The organism is Halopseudomonas formosensis (assembly GCF_900115905.1).
GTDB lineage: Bacteria > Pseudomonadota > Gammaproteobacteria > Pseudomonadales > Pseudomonadaceae > Halopseudomonas > Halopseudomonas formosensis.
In genome coordinates, this window is sequence record NZ_FOYD01000002.1 from 463,961 (window position 1) to 472,383 (window position 8,423).

An 8,423-nucleotide genomic window follows, 5' to 3' on the forward strand; every position below is an offset into this window, starting at 1 on the left:
ATGAGTACTCCCCTGATCCGCCTCGAGGGCATCGGCAAGACCTACCGCAATGGCGAACTGGCCACCACGGTGCTGCGGGACGTGGACCTGGAAATCCACGACGGCGAGTTCGTTGCCATCATGGGTGCCTCCGGCTCCGGCAAATCCACCCTGATGCACCTGCTCGGCTGCCTCGACCAGCCCACCACCGGCCGCTATCTGTTCGAGGGGAAGGACATCGCCCGGCTCGACAGCGACGAGCTGGCCAGTCTGCGCAGCCGCACCTTCGGCTTCATCTTCCAGAGCTATCACCTGATCTCCTCGGCCACCGCCACCGAGAACGTGGAGGTACCGGCTATCTATGCGGGCCTGCCCCGCGACCTGCGCCATGCCCGCGCCGAGGAGCTGCTTACCGGCCTGGGCCTGGGCGAACGCCTGGGCAACCGACCCAACCAGCTGTCCGGTGGCCAGCAGCAACGGGTATCCATCGCCCGGGCGCTGATGAATGACGCCCGCATACTGCTGGCCGACGAACCCACCGGCGCCCTGGACAGCAAGAGCGGGCAGGACGTGCTGCAGCTGCTCAAGGACCTCCACGCCCGGGGCAAGACGGTGATAGTGATCACCCACGACCGGGATGTGGCCAACCATGCCGATCGACTGATCGAGATCCGCGACGGACGCATCATCCATGACAGCGGCCCGAAACAGACCACGCCGGCTGCTGCCCCAACCCCCGCACCGGCCTCGGCTGCGCCGCGCAGCCAGGGCCTGGCGCCCCTCGGCGACACCAACGAGGCGATCCGCATGGCTCTGCGGGCACTGCGCGCCAACCTGTTCCGCACCGTGCTGACCCTGCTGGGTATCGTCATCGGTGTGGCTTCGGTGGTGGTGATGCTGGCGGTGGGCAATGGCGCCCGCCAGGATGTGGTCGAACGTATCAGCGACATGGGCACCAACCTGCTGATAGTACGGCCGGGGGCGCCCAATACCCGGCGTTCGGCCGACGGCAGTACCAACACCCTGACCGCCGAGGACGCCGAGGTGGCCGCCACCATAGACAACGTGGTGGCAGCGGTACCCGAGGTGGAAACCCGCGCCACCGTACGCGCCGGCAACACCGACGCGCAGACCAGCATTACCGGGACCACGGCGGATTACGTGACCGCCAAGAGCTGGCCGCTGGAGCGGGGCGTGTTCCTCAACGACGACGACAACCGCCGTTACGCCGCTGTGGCGGTGATCGGCCGCACCGTTGCCGGCAACCTGTTCCCCGGCCAGGACCCGCTGGGCCAGTATCTGCTGATCCGCAACGTGCCCTTTCTGATCATCGGCGTGATGCAGGAAAAGGGCGCAACGCCCTGGGGTCAGGACCAGGACGATGTCGTCATAGTCCCACTCAACACCGCCAATAATCGGCTGATCGGCTCCCGCCACCTGAGCAGCATCAGCGTGCTGATCGATGACCTGCGGCTGTCAGACGCCACCCAGGAGGCGGTGCGGCAGGCGATACTGGCCAACCACGCCGGGGTCGAGGATTTCCAGATCCGCAACATGGCCTCGCTGCTGGAAAGCGTGGCCAGCACCCAGAACACCTTCACCGTGCTGCTGGGTTCGATCGCCGCCATCTCCCTGCTGGTAGGCGGTATCGGGGTGATGAACATCATGCTGGTGAACGTCTCCGAACGCACCCGCGAGATCGGTATCCGCATGGCTACCGGCGCACGCACCCGCAACATCCTCCAGCAATTCATCGTCGAGGCCGTGGTGGTCTCGGCCATCGGCGGCGCCATAGGGGTGGTCAGCGGACTGGGCTTTGCCAGCCTGCTGCAGTACTTCGGCACCCCGATCCAGTTCACTCCCGGTCCGGTGCTGCTGGCCTTCGGCTGCGCCTTCGCGACCGGTCTGATCTTCGGCTTCATGCCTGCCCACAAGGCAGCGCATCTTGATCCAGTGGTGGCCCTCAGTGCGGACTAGATACAGCCTTTCCCTTGCCATCGGCCTGGCCCTGCTGGCCGGCTGCAGTCTCTCCACACCGGTACCGCAGAGCGCGATACAGGCCCCGGCACAATGGAACACCAGCATCGAGGCCAGTGTCTGGCCCAGCCCCGAGTGGTGGCAGGAATATCAGCAGCCACAACTGGCGGACCTGATCGACCGGGCGCGCACCGGCAACCTCGATCTGGCCAGTGCCGCCACCCGCCTGCTGCAGGCCGACGCGCAGCTGCGCCAGAGCGGTGCCAGCCTGCTGCCGAGCCTGGATGGCAATGCCAGCGGCCGGCGCAGCGGCGGAGACGGCCAGAGCACCGGCAACAGCTTCGGCGCCACCCTCAACGCCAGCTACGAGGTGGATTTCTGGGGCCGCAATCGGGCCGCTGTGCAGGCGGCCTCCGCCAACCTGAACGCCACCCGCCATGACCTGGCGGCACTGGCCATCAGTACCGAGGCAGCGGTGGCCAGTGCCTGGTTCCAGCTGGTCGAGAATCGGGCGCGGCTTGAGCTGGCCCGGGACAATCTGGCTGCGGCCGAGCAGGTCCTGGAGATTGTCGAGGCGCGCTACCGCTATGGCGCTGACGACAGCCTGGCGGTCAGCCAGCAGCGGGCGCTGGTCGCCCAGCTGCGGGCCAATCTGCCGTCGCTGGAGCAGCAGACGCTGCAGCTGCGCAACAGCCTGGCGCTGCTGCTGGGCCAGGGCCCGGAATTCGATCCGGGCGTACTGCCCGAGATGGACGGTATCCGGGTACCCGAGCCCGGTGCAGGCCTGCCCTCGGAGCTGCTCGCCCGCCGGCCGGACATCCGCGCCAGCGAAGAGCGCCTGCTGGCCGCCAATGCCAACCTCTCCGTTGCCCGGGCGGCGCTCTACCCGAGCATCCAGCTGACCGGCAACTACGGCGCCCAGAGCAGCTCGCTGTCGGATCTGCTCAGCAACCCGCTGAACACCTGGGGACTGGCAGCCGGGCTGACCCAGCCGATCTTCAATGCCGGGCGCATCCGTGCGCAGATCGATATCAGCGAAGCGGTTCAGCAGGATGCGCTGATCAGCTACCAGCGCGCCATTCTGGATGCCCTGATTGACGCCGACACCGCCCTCGGCGCCCTGCAGCAGGCACGCCAGCAGTACCAGCTGCAGCAGGAGGCAACGGCAGAGTCGGAGCTGGCCTTCGAACTGGCCCAGGCCCGCTACCGGGCCGGCGCCATCACCCTGCAGAACCTGCTGGATACCCAGCGCTCGTTCTTCCAGAGCCAGGACAGCCTGGTGCAGCAGCGGGCCGCCTGGCTGCAGGCCACGGTCAACCTGTACCGGGCTCTCGGCGGTGGCTGGCACGAGACATCGGATCAGGTCCGCCAGCCCGGTTAGCCAAGCAGGGTGCGAGCAAGTACCATAGGCGCTGTCCCATCGTCTGCCCATGGAGAGCCACTTGTCCGCCCTGCGACTCGCCACGCTGGAACAGCGTCATTTCCAGTTGCACAGCACTGCACTGGAGCAGCTTACCGAACATCTGAACGGTCTGGACGCACTGTGCCGCACCCTGGGCGTCACCCCTCTGAGTCGCTTTGTCGATCCCACGGCGCTGGAGTTTGCCGAGGCCAGCCGACTGCTGCCGGCGGAGGAACGCGGCCCGCTGATTCCCGACGGTGAAACCGGGCTGGCCTGGGGTATCGAGGATATGGCCTGGTTTCCGGCCAGCACCGGCATGACCACCCTGGAGGCGCTGAGCGCTTATCTGCAGCGCAACCGCCCGCGGGAGCTGACCGGGGCCAGACACCCGCAACTGCTTGCCGATCTGGCCTTCTGCGAATCCTGCCTGGGGCCGCTGGAGGCCGAAGGCGGCCAGTTCCACCTGGCTGCCGGCCACTGATACTCAACCGTCCTGCAGCGCCCTCGCCTGCCGCAGCTCTTCCAGATACCCCGGCACATCGACCTCATCCAGCTGCTCCGGATGCAGATACTTGTGCGCGTACGTCAGGTAGACACCGGATGACAGGAACAGGGCCAGCAGCTCGGCGTCGATGTGCTGCTCGCGGGCCATGCGCACCATGATCCGGATGGATTCCGACAGTGTCTTGGGCGCCTTGTAGGGCCGATCGGCGGCGGTCAGCGCCTCGAAGATATCGGCGATGGCCATGATGCGCGCCGGCACACTCAGCTGCTCTGCGGCAAGACGCCGGGGGTAGCCTCCCCCGTTGAGCTTCTCGTGGTGGTTGGCCGCGATATCCGGCACCTGCTGCAGGGACCGGGGGAATGGCAGGGTACTGAGCATCACCAGGGTATGGACTATGTGCTCGTTGACCTTGAACCTTTCCTCCGGCGTCAGCGTGTCCCTGCGCACCGTCAGGTTGTGCAGTTCGCCGAAGTGATGGGCGTACTCCGGCAGTGTCATGTCGAAGCCCCAGCGGTTGCGCGGGTCATCCGCTTCGACCGGCGGGCGGCGCTCGCCCCAGGGAATCCGATGTTCGGGGCGGTCCGCCAGCAGTTGTTCGGTGGCCGGAAGCGGACGCTCGGGCACCGATTCCAGACGCGCCAGCTCCTCCGCCGACAGGCCCAGCCGGTCATCGAAGTGCCGCTTCCAGGTCTGCCGGGCAATCTCTTCCAGTTTCTGAACATAGTCCTCGGACATGGCCTCGGAGCCGATATTGGCGGTGGCTACCAGTTCGAAATCGCGCTGCAGCTGGGCCAGGCGTTCATTCAGCGCTGCGGCCAGCGCAGCCTCATCCTCCCCGGCGCAGCGACCCTGCCAGTAGGCCAGCTGGGCATCCCGGTGCAGTACCTCGAAGCGGGTGCGGATCTCGTGGATGCGGTTGTACAGGGTTTCCAGCTTGGTTGCCTTGTCCACCACATATTCGGGGCTGGTGATCTTGCCGCAATCATGCAACCAGGCCGCGATACGGAAGGCGTAGCGCTCCTCCTCGTCCGGCTGGCAATCACGCAACGGGCCACTACTGACCGTCGCCGCCTGCTGCAACAGCATCTCCGCCAGCTCCGGCACCCGCTCGCAGTGGCCGCCGGTGTAGGGTGATTTGGCGTCCACCGCGTGGGCCAGCACCTTGATGATTGCCTCCAGCAGGGCCTGCTGCTGTTCGAACAGTCGGACGACCAGTGCTGCAGTTCCAGCAGAGGTGCCACACCCAGTTCTTCCAGGCTGGCGAGACGGAAGCCGGCCCCCTCCCCCCTGATCAGCCGGTCCGGGTCGGGATAGGCGATGACGCCCACCTCGGCATCCACGATCGCCAGTTCGGTGCTGCTGGTCAGACGCAGATCGCGCATTTCGGCGGCCAGATCATCCACCGCCGCGTCCATGCCGATCACCGCGCTGCCCGCGTGGCTGCGCACCGCCAGGCTGACCCCTACCTCGCCGGTGGTGAAGAATACATAGGGGTGGGTCATGACGACGCGCCCCGGCTCTTCAGCCTCCTGATACCAGGGGCGCTGGCGCGGATCGAACCAGTAATCGGGGGTACTGCGCTCGCTGGCCATCTGCAGATCCTCACCCAGAAACAACCAGCGCCCGCGCAGCGAGCCGCGCTCATCGAAGGCAACACTCTGCAGCAGGTAGGTCGCATCATCCGGCGCTGCGGCAATCCGGGGCGTGCCCGATTTAAGAGGGCGCAGCAGGAGGAATTCGCCGTTGTCATAACCGATGTAAACGGCGCTGAGCATGGGGTTGGAGTTCAGCGTCTCGGCCAGAGCCGGCAACTGTGCCAAGCGCTCCTCGAGATTGCCGGCGGTGGCAATGCGATCATGGGCCAGTACCCGGATCACACTCTGGGCCGGCAGGGTCAGTCGCCGCGCCCGCTCATTGAGCACCATGGCCAACTGGCGCGCCGAGTCGTTTGCGGCTGCGACCAGTGCTGCCGTACCGCCCCGATAGCCCTGCACTATGACGATCGACAGCATCGCCAGTACACATATGACAATGGCACAGGCAATCAGCCACTGGATAGGTAGTCCCTTGCGCTGCTTTCGCATCGTTCCCCCAGACACCCTGCCCGTCTCCATCAGGGCAATGTGCTATCAGCATAGTGCAGATCAGTCAGGCTTCCACAGAAAATGGCGTGATAAGTCGCATCGGTCGCCGGGTATCCATACGGTCAATGGGGCAAGCCAGAACGGTGCCGATTTGTCATAGTAGGCAAAACTACAAGGGGCACTTCTCATGCTACGAAGCGAACAGCACATTCTGGATGTGAACGATATCCAGCTCAGCGTACATGTCGCAGGACCCGAGGACGGCCAGCCGGTCTGGCTGCTGCACGGTTTTCCCGAGTGCTGGTATTCCTGGCGACACCAGATGCAGGCGCTGGCCGATGCGGGCTACCGCGCCTTCGCACCGGAAATGCGCGGTTATGGGCGCAGCAGCGCACCCGCCGCCATTGAGGCCTATGACATCCTCACCATCTGCGCCGACATCCAGCGCGCCATGGATCACTTCGGCCATCAGCAGGTCGCCATGGTCGGACATGACTGGGGCGCCAACATCGCCTGGTATCTGGCGCTGCTCGAACCCGAACGGGTCAAGGTGGTCAGCGGCATGTCGGTTCCCTTCGGCGGCCGGCCCAAGCGGCCGATCATCGACATGATGCGCGAACGCTTCAAGGACAAGTTCCTGTACATCCTCTACTTTCAGGAACCGGGCCCGGCCGAGGCCGAGCTGGAAGCGGATATCCCCCGCACCCTGCGCATCCTGATGCACGGCCGCCCCAACTCCGGCAACGGCCTGATCTCCGAAAAACCGGCTGACTCGCGCTGGCTGGATGACTACACCGACCCCGGCGAGCCGCCGGCCTGGTGCCCGCCGGAGGCCTTTGACGTGTATGTGGAAACCTACCTCGACAACGGCTTCCACGGGCCGATCAACTGGTACCGCAACTATGAGCGCAACTGGGAGCGCACCGCCGATCTGGCTGGCAAACAGGTGCTGCAACCGGCCCAGTTCATCATCGGCGACCGCGACCCGGTCGGCAAACTGGAGAGCTTCACCATCGAACGCATGCCCCAGGTGGTGCCCCGGGTCGAGCAGCACATCATCGAGCGTTGCGGCCACTGGGTGCAGAGCCAGAAGCCCGAGGAGGTGAATGCCCTGCTGCTGGATTTCCTGCGCCGGCATTACTGACACTGAGGCGCCGGCGAGGAACACTCACCGGCCCCGCCCGGGAAGGACGAGCACCGGCTCGTCCAGCTCCCGCCAGCCGGTGACCAACCGCACTGGCCTCACTCCCCCTGAAACGTTATAGTACGCGCCGTCGCCAATCCCGGCGGCATGGGTTCCCTAACCCCATCCATCAAAAAGGTGATACATGACTGCAACCTCCCCCGCGCGCCTGCGCCAGGCCCTGGCGTGGCTGATCGGCTTCCACGTTCTCATCATCATCGCCAGTAACTATCTGGTTCAGCTGCCCTTCACCCTGTTCGGCTTCCATACCACCTGGGGTGCCTTCAGCTTTCCCTTCATCTTTCTGGCCAGCGACCTGACCGTACGCCTGCTCGGCAAACAGACCGCCCGCCGGGTCATCGCCCGGGTCATGCTGCCGGCACTGCTGGTGTCCTATGTGGTATCGGTACTCTTCCAGCAGGGTGCCTTCCGCGGCCTTGACGCCCTCGGCGAGTTCAACAGCTTCGTGCTGCGCATTTCCCTGGCCAGCTTCATGGCCTACGTCTGCGGCCAGCTGCTGGACATCCAGGTATTCGACCGCCTGCGTCGACTGAAACACTGGTGGGTAGCACCCAGCGCCTCGATGATCCTCGGCAACCTGCTGGATACCTTCGTGTTCTTCTCGGTGGCCTTCTGGCGCAGCAGCGACGAATTCATGGCCGCCAACTGGGTGGAAATCGCCAGCGTCGATTACGCCACCAAGGTAGTGGTCTGCATCATGCTGTTCGTGCCCCTGTACGGCATAGTGCTCAACGCCATACTGCGGCTGCTGGCCGGACGGCAACCCGCTACGGCCTGAGCCGGGCCCAGGCGTCAGGTGCGCTACACCCCCGGGTCGCTCTCCCCGGGAACGTCGAGCCCCCTGGGAACGTCGAGCACCAGCTCGATGACAGCCCCCCGGCAACTCCCAGGACGAGCTGGTGCTCGATGAGATGGTCTCCTCCCTCTCCCTCTACGGCGTCGTGATGCGCCAGAGGAAATAGATGCTAAACATCTATTGAGAAACGAGAAGAGACAGGAGGAGACCATGAACAAATCTACGACAATCGGTATCGATCTGGCAAAGACTGTGTTCTTCGTTGTGGTATTGGACCAACGGGGCAAACAGGCTCGACGCAAGAAGCTCCGTCGCAGCGAGCTTCTGCCGTTTCTGGCGAACTATCCCGAAGCGATGATTGCCATGGAGGCCTGCTCGGGTGCCCATTATTGGGCCAGGGAGATGGAGTCGCTGGGGCATGTGGTCGAGCTGCTGCCAGCGCAGCACATCAAGGGCTACCTGCGTGGCCAGAAGAA

Annotated in this window: 6 protein-coding genes and 2 pseudogenes; 7 read left to right on the plus strand and 1 reads right to left on the minus strand. The window is 65.0% G+C overall.

Features of this window, described 5'->3' with window-relative positions; genetic code table 11:
• From BM046_RS05275 to BM046_RS05285, 3 genes are all read left to right on the plus strand, one after another.
• Complete coding sequence (locus BM046_RS05275; RefSeq protein WP_090537700.1) at positions 1 to 1,956, plus strand: MacB family efflux pump subunit; 1,956 nt, start codon at positions 1 to 3, stop codon at positions 1,954 to 1,956.
• Positions 1,946 to 3,337, plus strand: coding sequence for an efflux transporter outer membrane subunit (locus BM046_RS05280; RefSeq protein WP_177197792.1), 1,392 nt, complete (start codon positions 1,946 to 1,948; stop codon positions 3,335 to 3,337). Before BM046_RS05275 ends, BM046_RS05280 begins: the two co-directional genes overlap by 11 nt.
• Positions 3,338 to 3,398: 61 nt before the next feature.
• Complete coding sequence (locus BM046_RS05285) at positions 3,399 to 3,839, plus strand: hypothetical protein (RefSeq protein ID WP_090537704.1); 441 nt, start codon at positions 3,399 to 3,401, stop codon at positions 3,837 to 3,839.
• A 3-nt stretch (positions 3,840 to 3,842) separates the two neighbouring features.
• On the opposite strand, the pseudogene BM046_RS16535 reads toward BM046_RS05285, so the two are convergent.
• Positions 3,843 to 5,123 (minus strand): annotated as a pseudogene (locus tag BM046_RS16535) (HD-GYP domain-containing protein); the annotation flags it as partial.
• Here BM046_RS16535 and BM046_RS16540 point away from each other — a divergent pair.
• From BM046_RS16540 to BM046_RS05305, 4 genes and pseudogenes are all read left to right on the plus strand, one after another.
• On the plus strand, positions 5,078 to 5,926 hold the full coding sequence (locus BM046_RS16540; RefSeq protein ID WP_328586345.1) for a hypothetical protein: 849 nt from the start codon (positions 5,078 to 5,080) through the stop codon (positions 5,924 to 5,926). The pseudogene BM046_RS16535 and the gene BM046_RS16540 sit on opposite strands and share 46 nt — an antisense overlap.
• A gap of 208 nt (positions 5,927 to 6,134) precedes the next feature.
• Positions 6,135 to 7,091, plus strand: coding sequence for an alpha/beta fold hydrolase (locus BM046_RS05295; RefSeq protein WP_090537706.1), 957 nt, complete (start codon positions 6,135 to 6,137; stop codon positions 7,089 to 7,091).
• Positions 7,092 to 7,275: 184 nt separating this feature from the next.
• Positions 7,276 to 7,929 (plus strand): 7-cyano-7-deazaguanine/7-aminomethyl-7-deazaguanine transporter, encoded by a 654-nt coding sequence (locus BM046_RS05300; RefSeq protein WP_090537709.1) that lies wholly within the window; start codon positions 7,276 to 7,278, stop codon positions 7,927 to 7,929.
• A gap of 228 nt (positions 7,930 to 8,157) precedes the next feature.
• A pseudogene (locus BM046_RS05305) lies at positions 8,158 to 8,423 on the plus strand (IS110 family transposase); the annotation flags it as partial.